Origin of the sequence: Vibrio tubiashii, assembly GCF_028551255.1 — a bacterium.
In the GTDB taxonomy this organism is placed as follows: domain Bacteria; phylum Pseudomonadota; class Gammaproteobacteria; order Enterobacterales; family Vibrionaceae; genus Vibrio; species Vibrio tubiashii_B.
Genome location: NZ_CP117029.1, coordinates 2,036,059 through 2,050,826, shown reverse-complemented (window position 1 = coordinate 2,050,826; position 14,768 = coordinate 2,036,059). Strand labels below are relative to the sequence as shown.

Sequence of the window (14,768 nt, the reverse complement as noted above, 5' to 3'; positions counted from 1 at the left end):
GAAGTAACTAAAGGATATCCTAAGGAACCGACAATGAAAAAAAGTGTAATTGCATTACTTGGTTTGGCTGTAGTGCTTGGTGGCTGTTCTAACCAAGTAAGCTATGGCGACGCTCAAGCTGTGGAAACAACAACAATTGATTTTGGTTCAACAGACTTGCAAAAAATTGCCGGTGAAATGGTCGACAGCATGATGATGTCGGGCTCTGTTGCTGCCATCACACGTGATTCACGTCCGATCGTTTTTGTTGAACGTATCAAGAACAAGACAAGCGAACATATCGATACTGAGTCAATCACCGACTCTATCAGCACTAAGATGCTGAATTCTGGTAAGTTCCGTTTTGTAGATATGGATCGTGTTGAATCAGTGCGCGAACAACTAAACTTCCAAAACAACGATGAGCTAGTGAACCAAAGCACTGCAATTCAGTTTGGTAAGATGGTTGGTGCTCAATACATGCTTTACGGTAACCTATCAAGCATTAACAAGAATGCTGGTAGCGACAAAGACGTATACTACAAAATGACCATGCGTCTGATGGATCTAGAAACTGGCCTGATTGAGTGGGCAGATGAGACCGAGATCCGTAAGCAAGAATCAAAAAGCTTTTTAGGCCTATAAGCTAAGCTTTATGTAACAAAAGGAGTGTACTATGGCGCGAATGTCGTGGAGTGAAGCATGCCAACTCGACCGATCATTATTGTCACTAGAGCACTTCTTTTCGATTCCCCCTGACTATGCTCAAACGCTAACAGGGGGACTGACCAATCGTTGTTGGAAAGTAGTCACTTCAGATGGTCAATCATTTGTCTGGAGGCCAACAACCAACATCACTAAAGCTTTCTCCATCTCTCGCTTTCAAGAGTATCAAATCCTCACTGCAATTGAATCTAGCGGTTTATCTCCGCAAGCCGTTCACATCAATGACCAAGGGCTGTTAGTCACTTGGGTTGAAGGGGAGTCACTCACACAAGGGCTACCATTCGACTCACTACTCAAGACCATGATCTCGATTCATGATATGGACACTCAACGTGTTCCTGTCGCGCCTTTCAATTTCACTGCACGTGTTGACCATTATTGGATGCTGCTCGACGATGAGCACAAAGTTGAACCTTTTGTATCGATTTACAATCAGTGGCGATCTTCTCCGAGCTTAGCGGATGTCGGCCAAACCTTGTGTCACTTTGACTTAGCGGGCTACAACATGGTCAAAACTGAAGCTGGTAACAAGGTTATCGATTGGGAGTACGCTGCGATGGCGGATCCTCGCTTAGATCTGACGCTTTCCATTGATGTCTGCGGCGAAAAGCCATTAGAAGCTGTCTACCGTTATTGTCAGTTAAGAGGCGTGGAAGGCGTAGATGATTGGGTTGAAGGGGTAATGGCTTGGCAACCACGCGCAATGATGATGGCCATGCTTTGGTACTTACTGGCCCATCAGTTATGGGGAGATGAACAATATTTGACCCAAGCTCATAAACTGCAAGAAACAATTTGTAGCTAAGATCACTGTTTGATAGTTCAGGGCGCTTAAAGTCACTCGGTGAGCTTTTAAACCTTATTTTTCATGGTAGATTAAAATTACAAGGATCGAGGGATTTACAATGATTATCTATTTACACGGTTTTGATTCGACCAGCCCAGGCAACCATGAAAAAGTACTTCAACTTCAGTTTATTGATGATGATGTACGTTTCATTAACTACAGTACTCTCCATCCAAAGCACGATATGCAGCATTTGCTAAAAGAAGTGCACAAAGTGATAGAGCAGTCAGGTGATAAGAACCCTATCATTTGTGGTGTCGGTCTTGGTGGTTATTGGTCAGAGAGAATTGGTTTCTTATGCGGTATTAAACAGGTTATTTTCAACCCTAACTTGCACCCAGAATTAACCATGCAAGGGCGTATCGATCGACCTGAAGAGTATGAAGATATCGCGACTAAGTGTGTTTCAGAGTTTAGAACCAAGAACAAAGAGAATTGTCTGGTGATTTTGTCGAAAGAAGATGAGATCCACGACAACAGTAAAACGGCCTCAGAGTTAGAGGGCTACTACGACATTATCTGGGATGAAACTCAGACGCATAAGTTCAAAAAAATCTCTCAACATCTGCAAACCATGAAGGCGTTTAAAGACGCAAACTAATCGCTAGTTTTTATCGATTTCTAATATCTAGGCGACAGAGTAGGCTCTGTCGCTTTTTTATTGTTCAATCAACGCTAATCCTTACAAAATTTAGTGGGATCACGCGAATCTTTAGTTGCGTGTCATGTTTTGCTCTATATAATGAACTCACTACAAATTTTTTGATAAATATCAAAAAAAATTGAGAGCGAGTAAAAAACTTGCCCAATAGTGAGCTACGTCAAACCTGTAGCGTTGAGTGATTCGGCTCTTTTATCCAATAAGCGTGTCATATTTGTTGGCCCTCTATGTCTAGACTGTGTGCGAAGAAAAGTCGCCCCTAGACCAAAAATACAGAATTCCATCGAGTCGACTTTCGGCTTGATTCAGTTTTATTTTATTTTTTGAGGAAGTTGCTGTGACACGAATTATCGTAGTAGGCGGCGGTGCAGGCGGACTGGAGCTTGTCACCAAACTAGGTCGTACACTTGGCCGCAAAGGTCGTGCTAAAGTCACTTTAGTTGACCGCAAGGCGAGCCACTTATGGAAACCCCTTCTGCATGAAGTTGCGACGGGCTCTCTTGATGAGGGTGTGGATGCACTTAGCTACCGCGCACATGCCAAAAACCACCACTTTGATTTTCAAATGGGCAGCCTAGAAGATATCGATCGCGAGCGTAAAGTGATTAAACTGCGTGAGCTGAAAGATGATAACGATGAGCTGTTGATGCCTAGCCGCGAGCTTGAGTATGACATTCTAGTCATGGCAATTGGCTCTACTTCTAACGATTTCAATACTCCTGGCGTTCGCGACAACTGTATTTTCTTAGATAGCCCAGAACAAGCGCATCGCTTCCGTACTCAAATGAACAACGAGTTCCTTAAGCTGCATGCCAAAAACGGTAATGGCACAGTGGATATTGCGATTGTTGGTGCGGGTGCAACAGGTGTAGAGCTGTCGGCAGAACTGCACAATGCGGTAAAAGAGCTGCGTACTTACGGTTTCGGTGACCTTGACTCAAGTAAACTTAACGTCAACCTTATCGAAGCGGGCGAGCGTATTTTGCCTGCGCTTCCACCACGCATTTCTGGAGCTGCGCATCAGGAACTGACTAAGCTAGGGGTGAACGTTCGCACTGCGACTATGGTGACTCAAGCTGATGAAGATGGCCTAGTGACTAAAGATGGTGACAAGATCCCAGCTCAGATTATGGTTTGGGCTGCGGGTATTAAAGCGCCTGACTTTATCAAAGATATTGCGGGTCTAGAAACCAACCGTATCAATCAGCTTGTGGTTAAAGATACGCTGCAAACCACGCGCGATGACGATATCTTCGTTATTGGTGATTTAGCTCAGTGTACTCAAGCGGATGGTTCTTTTGTTCCACCGCGTGCTCAAGCAGCGCACCAGATGTCGAGTCGTGCTTTCGCTAACATCGTAGCTAAGCTAAATGGTCGTGAAATGAAGCCTTACATCTACAAGGATAAAGGCTCATTGGTGTCATTAAGTCGCTTCTCAACCGTGGGTAGCTTAATGGGTAACTTAACCAAAGGCTCTATGATGGTAGAAGGGCGTATCGCACGTGTCGTGTATATCTCTTTGTACCGCTTGCACCAGATGGCGCTTCATGGCGTGTTCAAGACAGGTTTGATCATCCTAATGGGACGTATCAACCGAGTGTTAAGACCAAACCTTAAACTTCATTAATCAATGAACAAATACTAAAAAGAGCGCTTCGGCGCTCTTTTTTTGGTTTGGGCTAGATTAATCAGGTATGACTGAGTATATAAGGCCTGTTTTCGGTTTACCGTTGAAGATAAAGCGATTGCGCGCTTTGGCTTCTAACAGACCACCACAAGACTCTATCAGCTTTTGGCTAGGCAGGTTATCTGGGTCGCAGACCACTTCTACTCGCGTTAATTTAAGTTGGGCGAAGCAAAACTCGATTAAAGCATTGACCGCTTTTACACCCAACCCCTGACCTTGATGTTCATCGGCAATCCAATAGCCAATACTCGCCATGTTAAAGGTGTGGTAGAGCTCATTAATCGCGACCATGCCAAGTAACTTGTCACTCGAACGACAAAACACACCAAAGCCATAGGCTTCAGATTTCACCCAGTTTAAGCGAGTAGCTAGGATAAATCGTTCGGCGTCATCTAAAGAGAAATCGGCATTGCACCAATCAATCCAGCGGTGAAGGCTAGGCGAGTCAATCACACAGCCCTGTAGAGACTCACTTTCTTCACTGGTGATTAGCCTCAGGACTAAATCTCGGGTGATGATTTGATAATCTGGACTCATAAATAAAAAGCCCTCGTTTGAGGGCTCTCTCGATTATTGATTTACTCGACGGACTTGGATGATCACGCCCATTAAAGGGTGATCGAGGAAGTGCGTTTCCGTGCTGCGCATGCGGCGTTTTTGGTCGAATCGATAGCTTTTTAAGAACTCAACCTTATGTACAGTCGGTGTTACATCTTCCATTAAGCCGACTTGAACTACTTGATTATCCGCGATTTCTTCTGTTGGCGACAGCTCTGGTTGATGCTCTTGTAAAGTCACTTCTTTTACACTTGGTGCTTTAAGGTCAAGCTCGACATCGGCATACAAATAGTGCTCAACATAGATTTGCAGTTTGCCATCAAGTTGATACAAAGGCTTTGGAATGCTTTCTTCGGTAATACCTTCAATGACTTGGCTTTGGCTTTCCTCAATCATAGAGCCGTCAGGATTAAACTTGCCTGAATAATCGCGACCTGCTTGGACGTGGAAGATAGGCGCACCAAAACGACCTTGATCACCTTGGCGCCAAGCTTTATGCATTAATACTTGAAAGCCTGCATGCTGATTGAGCTTTTGAACTTCGCCATTCAGGGCGTACTCAGAAGCGGGCAGCATTTCGACACCTTTCTTTGCGCGGTAACTAGCATCAGCAAAAGAGCCGGCTCTTTCTAGATCCACTTGAGTGACGTTGGTTGGCCAAGACTCGGTAGTTTGCTCGGCATCGACGGCACGTTTAAAAATGATCACTTCGATATCGAATTGACGCTGCGCCATAGAAGGCATTGCAACAAGCATGAGCAGCAGCGGGATCAGTTTCTTCATTACAACTCCATAGTGAGGTGCGAGGCACCTCCATTTGATTTTGGCTTTACGCTTTTGGCAATAAATTTTGCTGGAATTCACCCAACATGTCACTAACAAACTGGATGCGTTTACGTCTATCCACTAATGGTATCGTAAACTTGAACTTAGTGGGTCCATCCATTGCGAATTTTTGTGGCTGAGATTGCAATAGTTTAACCAAATACATAGGGTTAATGTCAGCATCTGGATAGAATTCGATAAAGCCACCTTTGTCGTGAGCTTCAATCTTCTTCACTTTCAGCGCCGCTGCTTGCAGTTTCAACTTGGCTACTGAGAGTAGGCTCTTAGTGGCATCAGGCAATAAACCAAAACGGTCTATCAGCTCAATCTTAAGTTCACCTAACTCATCTTCACTGGTCACACTCGCAATTTGCTTGTACATCGAGAGCCTAGTGTTGATGTCTGGGATGTAATCATCCGGCAGTAGGGCAGGCAAGCGCATTTCGACTTCAGTTTGCTCTCGAAGTAGCTCGTCGAGTGAAGGCTCTTTGCCTTCTTTCAGCGCTTCAACTGCTTGCTCTAGCATCTCCATATATAGAGTAAAGCCAACCGACTGAATTTGGCCACTTTGCTCGTCACCAAGCAGTTCACCGGCACCACGAATTTCCAAATCGTGGGTCGCTAAGGTAAAGCCTGCACCGAGATCTTCCAATGAAGCAATCGCATCAAGACGTTTAACGGCGTCTTTGGTCATCGCTTTTGGATGGGGTGTCATTAAATAAGCATAGGCTTGGTGATGCGAACGACCGACACGACCACGAAGCTGGTGAAGCTGAGCCAAACCAAGATTATCTGCTCTATCCATAATAATGGTGTTGGCTGTTGGTACATCGATACCCGTTTCTATGATGGTGGTACACACTAGCAAGTTAAAGCGCTGGTGGTAAAAGTCATTCATAATGCGTTCGAGTTCTCTCTCGCGCATTTGGCCGTGTGCGACGGTTACGCGGGCTTCAGGAATCAACTTCTCTAGATCGGCAGCGACTTTTTCTATGGTTTCAACTTGGTTATGTAAGAAGTAAACCTGACCACCACGCATAATCTCACGCAGCACAGCCTCTCGCACTACTGCGTCATCGCTCTGTCTGACAAAGGTTTTGATGGCGAGACGCCTCGCTGGTGGTGTCGCGATAATTGACAGATCACGCATGCCACTCATGGCCATATTTAGGGTACGAGGAATAGGAGTTGCGGTCAGGGTTAAGATATCGACATCGGCACGCATCGCTTTCATCTTCTCTTTCTGACGTACGCCAAAGCGATGTTCTTCATCAACTATCAGCAGACCAAGATCTTTGAACTTAATGTCGTTTGATAGAAGCTTGTGGGTGCCGACAACTAGGTCCACTTTACCTTCTTCAATATCTTGCAGCACCTGCTTCTGCTCTTTGGCTGTTTTGAAGCGAGACAAGACCTCGACGCGAATTGGTAAGTTAGCAAAGCGGTCACGGAAGTTCTCAAAGTGCTGCTGGGCAAGTAAGGTGGTTGGGACAAGAACGGCAACTTGCTTACTATTGTCGGTAGCAACAAATGCTGCACGCATTGCGACTTCTGTTTTACCAAAGCCAACATCACCACATACCAAGCGATCCATCGCTTTAGCCTGACACATGTCAGACATGACGGCGTTGATCGCCATGGATTGGTCATCGGTCTCTTCAAATGGGAAGCCTGCTTTGAAGGTCGCGTATTGGCCACGGTCTAACTCAAACTTGTAACCCGGCTTAAGTTCGCGTTTAGCGTAGACATCTAAAAGTTCAGCCGCGACATCACGCACCTTCTCAGCGGCTTTACGTCTTGCTTTAGCCCAAGCTTCACCGCCAAGTTTATGCAGTGGCGCGCTTTCTTCTGCACCACCGGAATAGCGGCTGATAAGGTTGAGAGAAGCAACGGGCACGTAGAGTTTGGCATCGTTCTGGTACTCAAGCGTGACGTACTCTGTCGTCATACCACCAGCTTCTAGGGTTTGTAGCCCTATGTATCTACCGATACCGTGGTCGATATGCACTACTGGCTGGCCTGGTTGCAATTCCGCTAGGTTACGAATGACCGCATCGCTATTGGTGGTTTTGCGGTCTTTGCGTCGGCGCTGAATGACTCGGTCACCGAGTAAATCACTTTCACAGATGAGTGCAACTTGCTCGTCACCGAATACGAAACCATGCTCAGCGGCACCAAGGATCAGACTGAACTTGTTACCACTACTCAGTGCTTGTTGTAAGTCGTCGCTTTCTTGCGGTTTTAACTTAATGCGCTGGAGTAGTTCAAGCAAAGCCTCACGGCGACCTTCTGACTCAACCGAGAAGACTATCTGACCAGTAAAGGTTTCGCTAAATTGGCGCAGAGCGGCCATTGGTTCTTTGTTTTGGTGCTGTACCGCAAGCTCTGGCAAGGAAGAGATATTAGGATTGCAACGACCCTGTTTTTCACTGACTGGCTCAACATACAGCTGAACTTGAGGTAACTGTTTAAACTGGCTAAACAGTTCATCCTTTTTAAGCCATAGCTCTTCAGGCGGCAGCAGTGGGCGCAGCGGATCGACTTTGCGTTGATCGTAGCGATAGTCAACGTCATCTAAGAAGGTGTCTATTGCGGGCTCTAATTGACCAACCGTTAATAGCTGCGTGTTTTCTGGGATGTAATCAAACAAAGTCTCCGTTTGTTCAAAAAACAGTGGCTGCCAGTATTCAATACCTGCTGGCCAAGTCCCTTTAGTGACTTGCATGTAAACGGATTCAGGTTCACGGCGCGCCTCAAAACGCTGACGCCAGCGAATACGGAAATCTTCAATTGCGCTCTCGGAAGTCGGAAATTCATGCGCTGGAAGTAAACGTATCTCTTGTTTATCTTCGATTGAACGCTGATTCTCAGGATCAAAAGTACGTATCGTATCTATTTCATCATCAAAGAAGTCGATACGAAATGGATCGTTTGAGCCCATAGGGAAGAGGTCTAAAATCGAGCCTCTGCTCGCATATTCACCTGGACCAAACACTTGGTCGACGTGGCGATAACCCGACTTTTCAAGTTGTATGCGCAGCTTTTCCAGTGAGAATAGATCGCCCACTTTCACCATCAGCGTATGCTGCATTAAATAGTCGCGCGGGGACTGGCGTTGCAGCAGCGTGTTCACCGGAACGATAGTGATTCCGCTCGATTGCGTTGGCAGCTGATAGAGTCGAAAAATTCGATCTGAAATAATCTCCTGATGGGGAGAAAAGCTATCGTATGGCAAGGTTTCCCAGTCAGGGAACAAGGCGACTTCTTGAGTGGCAAACTGCTCTAGCTCTTGTTGTAGTTTTAACGCGGTTTGCGGATCAGGAACGGCGAGTAGAGTGTGTGAGCCGTGCTGTTGTGCGAGTTCAGCAATGGCAAGGGCTAAACTTGCCCCTTTAAGGTTGCCAATCTGCTTTTTGTCTCCGGCGCGATCCGAGCACGCCAGATTAAGTAATGATGTGTTAGACATAGTTCTGATTATTTGTCGCGATTAAGTGAACGCTGACGAAGGAGCTTTTGTTGTTGGAATAGAGCGGCTTTGATAAGGAGATCTTCATCGAGATCACGCAGTAAATCGTATTTCACGGTGACGAGATGAGTGTCCTCGGTCACCTCTACTTGCGATATGTGGCCGTAACAATAGATTGCTGCGGCAGGGTGCTCTAAGAATAATTTTACACGAACTTTGGAATCAAGACTCACTGCCGCATCAGAAATGTAGGTAAATTGACTGGCGCCAAACGAGTGAGTTTTATGACGCATAGATGGGTCATCTTGCTGAGATAGCATAAAGGTCAACAGTAGGTTGAGCTTTGAGTTTTGTGTATCTAGCAGTTGAATTACATGCTTAAAGTCACTATTTTTCAATTCATTACGCGCGCTGTCATTCAATAAATCAAGATTGCTAAACTCGCTAGCAACAATGAAAGGTGCTGGGATTTCCCCTTCGAATTTTTCATAACTTGGGAAACCCACACCCTCAGCCAAAGCTTCGACATTGACTGTCATTGTGTGGTTGACGGTAAAGAATTCTTGATCGGCCATGCTTGATTCCTTTTACTTGATAACTTTGATTATCGTTATAGCTGACAAGTAATCAAGCTATCCCTTTGTTTATTACATATTTTAACCACTAATTGGCAATTAAACACTACACGCCAAGGGATTTAATCGGTAGAGTAAGCACCATTAGCAGAGTCAACAGACCCTGAGGTCATCAAACCCTAACATTGGTTTCTACTATGTTTCATCCAGTCTCAACCTTCATCGGTTTGCGCTACTTACGAGGTCGCTCCGGTGATAGGTTTAGCCGCTTTGTCTCTTATATGTCGACAGCGGGCATTACGATCGGTGTAATGTCGCTTGTGACTGTGCTTTCCGTTATGAATGGATTTGAAGCGCAGCTTAAAGGGCGTATTCTTGGCGTTCTTCCTCAAGCCATCGTTTCTCAAGTCGACGGTAAAACGGCGAAAACAGAACGTGCTCCTGAATTTATCGCGCAACTTTCTTCTGCTGGGCATCCAGAGCCAATCGTGCAGAGTGAAGCCGTGATCCAAAGCCCAAGTCAACTTAACGCCGGCTTACTGATTGGTATTAAGCCTTCAGAACATGACCCTATTGAGCGTCATTTAATTGCGGGTCACTTATCTAACTTACAAGCGGGTGAGTACCAGTTGTTTATTGGTCATTCGCTCGCCCGTTCAATGGACGTATCGGTCGGTGATAAAGTCCGCTTGATGGTCACTAGTGCGAGTCAGTTTACGCCACTGGGTCGAATCCCAAGCCAGCGTTTGTTTACTGTGGCGGGTATCTACAATACAGGCTCAGATGTTGATAAACAGCTGATGATCACGCATATCTCAGACGCTGGAAAATTGATGCGTTTGAAGCCGGACACCATGACAGGGTGGCGCTTGTTCTTTAATGACCCATTTGTGGTTGGCGAACTGAGCCAAAATCCACTTCCAGAAGGCTGGCAATGGCAAGATTGGCGCGATCAAAGAGGCGAGCTTTTCCAAGCGGTAAGAATGGAAAAGAACATGATGGGCTTAATGCTCGGTCTCATCGTGGGCATTGCAGCGTTCAATATCATTTCTGCGCTGATTATGGTGGTGATGGAGAAACAATCTGAAGTCGCGATCTTAAAAACTCAAGGTATGACCGACAGGCAGATTCTTTCGATCTTCATTGTTCAAGGCGCAAGTAGTGGCGTAATAGGTGCCATCATCGGTGGTGGATTGGGTGTCTTGCTAGCCAATAATATTAACTCGTTACTTGAAAGTGCGGGTATCGCTTTATTCGCGGTGGGTGGTGAGCTGCCAATATTAATCAACCCTGCTCAAATTTTTGTTGTTGTGGTATTGGCTATTGCGCTAAGCCTTGTCGCGACTTTGTTCCCTTCATACCGCGCATCATCAGTAAAACCAGCCGAGGCTTTAAGATATGAGTAGTCTTCTTCAATGTCACAACGTGTGCAAAACTTATCATGAGGGTGCATTTGATACTCAAGTTCTTAAAGGTGTGAGCTTTGATATTGAGAAGGGCGAGCTAGCCTCGATTATTGGTACCTCAGGTTCTGGTAAAAGTACGCTGCTGCATATCTTGGGTGCTCTGGATGATGCGACCGAAGGCCATGTCGAGTTTTTAGGCCAAGATTTATCGAAACTGAGTTCGAACCGTCAAGCTAAGCTGCGCAATCAGCACCTAGGCTTCGTCTACCAGTTTCACCACCTCCTGTCAGATTTCAGCGCGATAGAAAACGTTGCAATGCCTTTGCTTATTGGTGGCGTCAAAGTGAATCAAGCCAAGTCGGCAGCGAAAGCATTGCTAGATAAAGTAGGTTTGAGTCACCGAATTGAGCACCGACCAGCAGAGCTTTCAGGTGGTGAGCGTCAACGTGTGGCGATTGCGCGAGCATTGGTGAATAATCCCTCTCTAGTCTTGGCTGATGAACCGACTGGTAATCTGGATCATAAGACGGCATTAGCGATTTATGATCTGATGCGCGAGCTAAATCAAGAGTCTGACACCGCATTTTTGGTTGTTACCCATGATGGCGAATTAGCGGCGAAAATGGATCGTCAGCTACATATGCAAGACGGTTTGCTACTCAACATTGAGGGGGCGTAAGTGTTTTCATCCCTGTCTCTGTTTATTGGTGGGCGATTTAGCCGAGCCAAACAACGAAATAAAATGGTTTCGTTCATTTCAATGTCTTCAACCATAGGCATTGCCGTGGGAGTGGCGATGATCATCATTGGACTGTCTGCGATGAACGGTTTCGAGCGCGAGCTTAATAATCGCGTCCTATCGGTTATCTCTCACGGTGAGTTTGAAGGTGTAAGAGGACCACTGGTTGAGTGGCAAAACGTTGTATCACAGAGTGAGAAACATCCAAAGATTGAAGCGGCGGCTCCTTATGTGAAGTTTACTGCTCTTGCTGAGAAAGGCGCGCAGCTTAAAGCCCTAGAAGTACGAGGTATCGATTCGCAGCTTGAAAGCAAGGTCTCCAACTTAAGTGATTTTATTGACTCTGAGGTATGGGACGGTTTTCAAGCGGGGCAACAACAAGTCATTCTTGGTAAAGGGATTGCAGATTTACTCAAGGTCAAAAAAGGCGACTTTCTAACTTTGATGATCCCTACTTCTGGTGCCACGACAAAAGTTCAGGCACCAAAGCGTGTGCGCGTAAAAGTTGCTGGCTTACTTACTTTAAATGGCCAGATTGACCATAACTTGGCGCTTGTACCGCTTCAAGATGCGCAGAATTACGCAAAAATGGGCCAAGGTGTAAGTGGTGTCTCCGTGCGTGTTACCGAAGTACTTAATGCGACTCAAATTATTCGTGAAGTAGGCAACACACTGGATGTTTATGTTTACTTGCGTAGCTGGCAGCAGAAATACGGCTTTCTTTACCGTGATATCCAACTGGTTAGAACCATTATGTACTTGGTGATGGTTTTGGTGATTGGTGTGGCGAGCTTTAATATCGTATCAACTTTGATGATGGCGGTAAAAGATCGTGCCGCTGAGATTGCGATTTTACGCACGATGGGCGCGACAGATGGACTGGTCAAACGGATATTTGTTTGGCAAGGGGTATTTTCTGGTGTGCTCGGAAGCGTTGCAGGTAGTGTGTTTGGCGTTTTGATAGCGTTAAATCTTACCCCTATGATTAGCGCGTTAGAAAATCTCATTGGACATAAATTTTTGTCTGGTGATATTTATTTTGTTGATTTCCTTCCATCTCAAGTCAATCCTAGTGACGTCATTGTTGTCTCTTTGACTGCTATCACTCTGAGCCTTTTTGCTACTTGGTATCCCGCTTCTAGAGCCAGTAAGTTGAACCCAGCTGCTGTGTTAAGCTCTAAGTGATGATGAGGCAAATTCGTTTGCCTCAAATTTGATCTTTACTCAGCCAGATAGTGCCTCTGAGTTTTTGGTTGAGGAGACAATGCCAATAGAGCAAAAGGAATCAAATCAATGAGAAACGAGCTTGTTGATCTTGTTGAGCGTGGAATCGTTACTTCCGAAACTATAGAACGAGCGAAGGAGCTAGCTGAAATAAAGCCTGCTCCCCAAGCTTGGATTCATTTTTTTAATCAATTGTTTGTTTGGCTGGGTGGCTTAGCTTTCAGTCTGTCTTTGATTTTCTTCTTCGCCTACAACTGGGCCGATCTAGGCCGATTCGCCAAGTTTGCTGTTATCGAAATCTGCTTAGTTGCATTTGCTGTCGTCTATATCAAAGCTGAACGATACAAGTTGGTCGCCAATGCGGCGATGATTGTTTCGTGTCTATTGGTGGGTGCCTTGCTGGCTTTATTTGGCCAAACTTATCAAACAGGTGCCGACACTTGGCAGCTTTTTGCTAGCTGGTTAGTGATTATTACACCTTGGGTGGTGGTCGCACGGCTTATCCCCGCTTGGGTTCTGTGGCTTGCTTTAAGTAATATCTCAGTCGCTCTCTACTTCAATACCTTTTCAGCAAATCAATTTTTGTTGTTCAGTTTCGCAGATAGTCATTCGTGGGCGCTGTTTTTGTTAAATACGGGCGCCTTGTGCGTGTGGCAGTTTCTGAGCGCGTCACATGCGTGGATGCAGAAAAAGTGGATGCTGCATCTACTAGGGACAGCATCTGGTCTCATTATCACCTATATCGTTTGGTCTTCTTTACTTAATTTTAGCAGCGATATTGCTATGCCGATGTTGGTTTGGGGGGCTTCGCTAGCTAGCGTCTACTATTTTTATCGCAGACGTACCTTAGATCTATTTATGCTTGCTGGCGGATGCTTATCAGTGGTTTTGGTAACGGTCACTTTTGTAGCACAAAGCATTCAAGGAATTGATGACCTGGCTTATTTCTTAATTCTTACTATGGTCGTGGTTGTGTCTGGACTAATCGCTGCAGTTTGGCTGAAAAATGTTCAGCGGGAGGAGCGAGACCATGAGTAAGCAGTTAAAAAATCATCTGATTAATCAGGGTCTGGTATCTGAAAGTACGTTTAATGAGACACCAAGTGGTTTTGCTTGGCCTATCAAACTATTACTGGCGATCTCTGGCTGGCTAGGAGGAATCTGTTTACTAGGCATCTTCTTCGGCGCGTTTACTCTATTTTTCCAAAGCGCAGTGGCTTCGGCGGTCGTGGCTTTGATCCTGTTTGTCGCCGCTCAACGAATACTTTCAGCACGCAATAATGAGTTTTTAGAGCACCTTGCTCTCGCGTTAAGCTTTTCGGCGCAAGTTCTGTATGGTTGGGCCTTGCTGCCACTTGAGCATATACAAGTTATTTTACTTTCGTTTGCTATTTTGCAAGCTGTACTTGTGATTATCATGCCAAGTATGACTCATCGAGTATGGTCTACCCTAAGTTGTTGTGCCGCTATGTCTGGGGTGCTGATTTCTTGTGGATTGCCCAATCTATTGAGTAGTGTTTTACTGCTGCCAATGGTTTGGTTGTCACTGAATGAATTTCGCTTTCCAGCATCCTATCGATTCGTATCAGGCATAAAGTACGGCTTGGTGCTATCGATCGTTGTATTACTGTGTGTTCAGATTTTTAGAACTGAAGTTGAGAGTATATTGGTTTCAAACTCTGACGCCACTTTTGCTTTGCCTTCTTGGGTGGCGCCTATCACCTATATGTTGAGCATCTGTGCCTCTGCAGGGTACTTACTCTACTATCACCAAGTGCGGCTCCGCTCTAAGGTGGCTAGACTCGCAGTCACCTTCACCATTTTAATGGCTGTTTTAACAAGTATGGCTCCCGGTGTAGGAGCAAGTTTGCTCATACTCGTCGCCGCTTTTGCACAAAGCAACCGAGTGATGATGGGAGTGGGTGCGACAGCCTTGCTCGTGTATAGCTCAACCTACTATTACATGATGGAAACGACATTAATGTTTAAATCTGGAGTACTGATGTCGGTCGCCTTGGTCATGTTAGTTAGCTACTTAGTGTTCAACAAAGTGCTAAATCAGGAAAAGGGCTAGT

At 45.5% G+C, this 14,768-nt stretch carries 13 protein-coding genes; 9 read left to right on the top strand and 4 right to left on the bottom strand.

Features of this window, described 5'->3' with window-relative positions:
- Positions 1–33: 33 nt before the first annotated feature.
- The 4 genes from lpoB (at position 34) to LYZ37_RS09300 (ending at position 3,840) form a co-directional block, all read left to right on the top strand.
- Positions 34–624 carry a penicillin-binding protein activator LpoB gene (lpoB, locus tag LYZ37_RS09315; RefSeq protein ID WP_272785288.1) on the top strand — a complete coding sequence of 197 codons (591 nt, stop codon included), beginning with the start codon at positions 34–36 and terminating at the stop codon, positions 622–624.
- A gap of 31 nt (positions 625–655) precedes the next feature.
- Entirely contained in the window at positions 656–1,510 is an 855-nt protein-coding gene (locus tag LYZ37_RS09310; RefSeq protein WP_272785287.1) for a phosphotransferase, read from the top strand.
- Between the two features lie 100 nt (positions 1,511–1,610).
- Complete coding sequence (ycfP, locus tag LYZ37_RS09305) at positions 1,611–2,153, top strand: alpha/beta hydrolase YcfP (RefSeq protein WP_272785286.1); 543 nt, start codon at positions 1,611–1,613, stop codon at positions 2,151–2,153.
- A gap of 397 nt (positions 2,154–2,550) precedes the next feature.
- A complete protein-coding gene (locus tag LYZ37_RS09300) occupies positions 2,551–3,840 on the top strand; it encodes an NAD(P)/FAD-dependent oxidoreductase (protein WP_171321194.1) in 1,290 nt (429 codons plus the stop codon).
- Positions 3,841–3,897: 57 nt separating this feature from the next.
- Here the strand turns inward: LYZ37_RS09300 and LYZ37_RS09295 are convergent, their stop codons facing one another.
- The 4 genes from LYZ37_RS09295 to LYZ37_RS09280 are packed head-to-tail and all read right to left on the bottom strand — an operon-like array spanning position 3,898 to position 9,324.
- Positions 3,898–4,437: a GNAT family N-acetyltransferase gene (locus LYZ37_RS09295; RefSeq protein ID WP_272785285.1), complete on the bottom strand. Its 540-nt coding sequence runs from the start codon at positions 4,435–4,437 to the stop codon at positions 3,898–3,900.
- 33 nt (positions 4,438–4,470) lie between these two features.
- Positions 4,471–5,241 (bottom strand): peptidoglycan binding protein CsiV, encoded by a 771-nt coding sequence (locus LYZ37_RS09290; RefSeq protein WP_272785284.1) that lies wholly within the window; start codon positions 5,239–5,241, stop codon positions 4,471–4,473.
- 46 nt (positions 5,242–5,287) lie between these two features.
- On the bottom strand, positions 5,288–8,749 hold the full coding sequence (gene mfd, locus LYZ37_RS09285) for a transcription-repair coupling factor (RefSeq protein ID WP_272785283.1): 3,462 nt from the start codon (positions 8,747–8,749) through the stop codon (positions 5,288–5,290).
- A gap of 8 nt (positions 8,750–8,757) precedes the next feature.
- Positions 8,758–9,324 (bottom strand): PilZ domain-containing protein, encoded by a 567-nt coding sequence (locus tag LYZ37_RS09280; RefSeq protein ID WP_239854986.1) that lies wholly within the window; start codon positions 9,322–9,324, stop codon positions 8,758–8,760.
- 197 nt (positions 9,325–9,521) lie between these two features.
- Between LYZ37_RS09280 and lolC the strand changes: the two genes are divergently transcribed.
- The 5 genes from lolC to LYZ37_RS09255 all read left to right on the top strand — a co-directional run bounded on the left by lolC (position 9,522) and on the right by LYZ37_RS09255 (position 14,767).
- A complete protein-coding gene (lolC, locus tag LYZ37_RS09275; protein WP_272785281.1) occupies positions 9,522–10,730 on the top strand; it encodes a lipoprotein-releasing ABC transporter permease subunit LolC in 1,209 nt (402 codons plus the stop codon).
- Positions 10,723–11,409, top strand: coding sequence for a lipoprotein-releasing ABC transporter ATP-binding protein LolD (gene lolD, locus LYZ37_RS09270; protein WP_004747008.1), 687 nt, complete (start codon positions 10,723–10,725; stop codon positions 11,407–11,409). Before lolC ends, lolD begins: the two co-directional genes overlap by 8 nt.
- The gene (gene lolE, locus LYZ37_RS09265) at positions 11,410–12,654 is read left to right on the top strand and encodes a lipoprotein-releasing ABC transporter permease subunit LolE (RefSeq protein ID WP_239825504.1); all 1,245 of its coding nucleotides are present in this window, start codon (positions 11,410–11,412) and stop codon (positions 12,652–12,654) included. It begins immediately after the preceding gene.
- Positions 12,655–12,762: 108 nt separating this feature from the next.
- Complete coding sequence (locus LYZ37_RS09260; protein ID WP_272785280.1) at positions 12,763–13,731, top strand: DUF2157 domain-containing protein; 969 nt, start codon at positions 12,763–12,765, stop codon at positions 13,729–13,731.
- A complete protein-coding gene (locus tag LYZ37_RS09255) occupies positions 13,724–14,767 on the top strand; it encodes a DUF4401 domain-containing protein (RefSeq protein ID WP_272785279.1) in 1,044 nt (347 codons plus the stop codon). The genes LYZ37_RS09260 and LYZ37_RS09255 overlap by 8 nt, the downstream gene beginning before the upstream one ends.
- Position 14,768: the final 1 nt, after the last annotated feature.

What these genes read in the sequence shown, in the direction of transcription:
- lpoB (WP_272785288.1), top strand. Translation starts at nt 34, where the DNA reads ATGAAAAAAAGTGTAATTGCATTACTTGGTTTGGCTGTAGTGCTTGGT.
- LYZ37_RS09310 (WP_272785287.1), top strand. Translation starts at nt 656, where the DNA reads ATGGCGCGAATGTCGTGGAGTGAAGCATGCCAACTCGACCGATCATTA.
- ycfP (WP_272785286.1), top strand. Translation starts at nt 1,611, where the DNA reads ATGATTATCTATTTACACGGTTTTGATTCGACCAGCCCAGGCAACCAT.
- LYZ37_RS09295 (WP_272785285.1), bottom strand. Translation starts at nt 4,437, where the DNA reads ATGAGTCCAGATTATCAAATCATCACCCGAGATTTAGTCCTGAGGCTA.
- LYZ37_RS09290 (WP_272785284.1), bottom strand. Translation starts at nt 5,241, where the DNA reads ATGAAGAAACTGATCCCGCTGCTGCTCATGCTTGTTGCAATGCCTTCT.
- mfd (WP_272785283.1), bottom strand. Translation starts at nt 8,749, where the DNA reads ATGTCTAACACATCATTACTTAATCTGGCGTGCTCGGATCGCGCCGGA.
- LYZ37_RS09280 (WP_239854986.1), bottom strand. Translation starts at nt 9,324, where the DNA reads ATGGCCGATCAAGAATTCTTTACCGTCAACCACACAATGACAGTCAAT.
- lolC (WP_272785281.1), top strand. Translation starts at nt 9,522, where the DNA reads ATGTTTCATCCAGTCTCAACCTTCATCGGTTTGCGCTACTTACGAGGT.
- lolD (WP_004747008.1), top strand. Translation starts at nt 10,723, where the DNA reads ATGAGTAGTCTTCTTCAATGTCACAACGTGTGCAAAACTTATCATGAG.
- LYZ37_RS09260 (WP_272785280.1), top strand. Translation starts at nt 12,763, where the DNA reads ATGAGAAACGAGCTTGTTGATCTTGTTGAGCGTGGAATCGTTACTTCC.
- LYZ37_RS09255 (WP_272785279.1), top strand. Translation starts at nt 13,724, where the DNA reads ATGAGTAAGCAGTTAAAAAATCATCTGATTAATCAGGGTCTGGTATCT.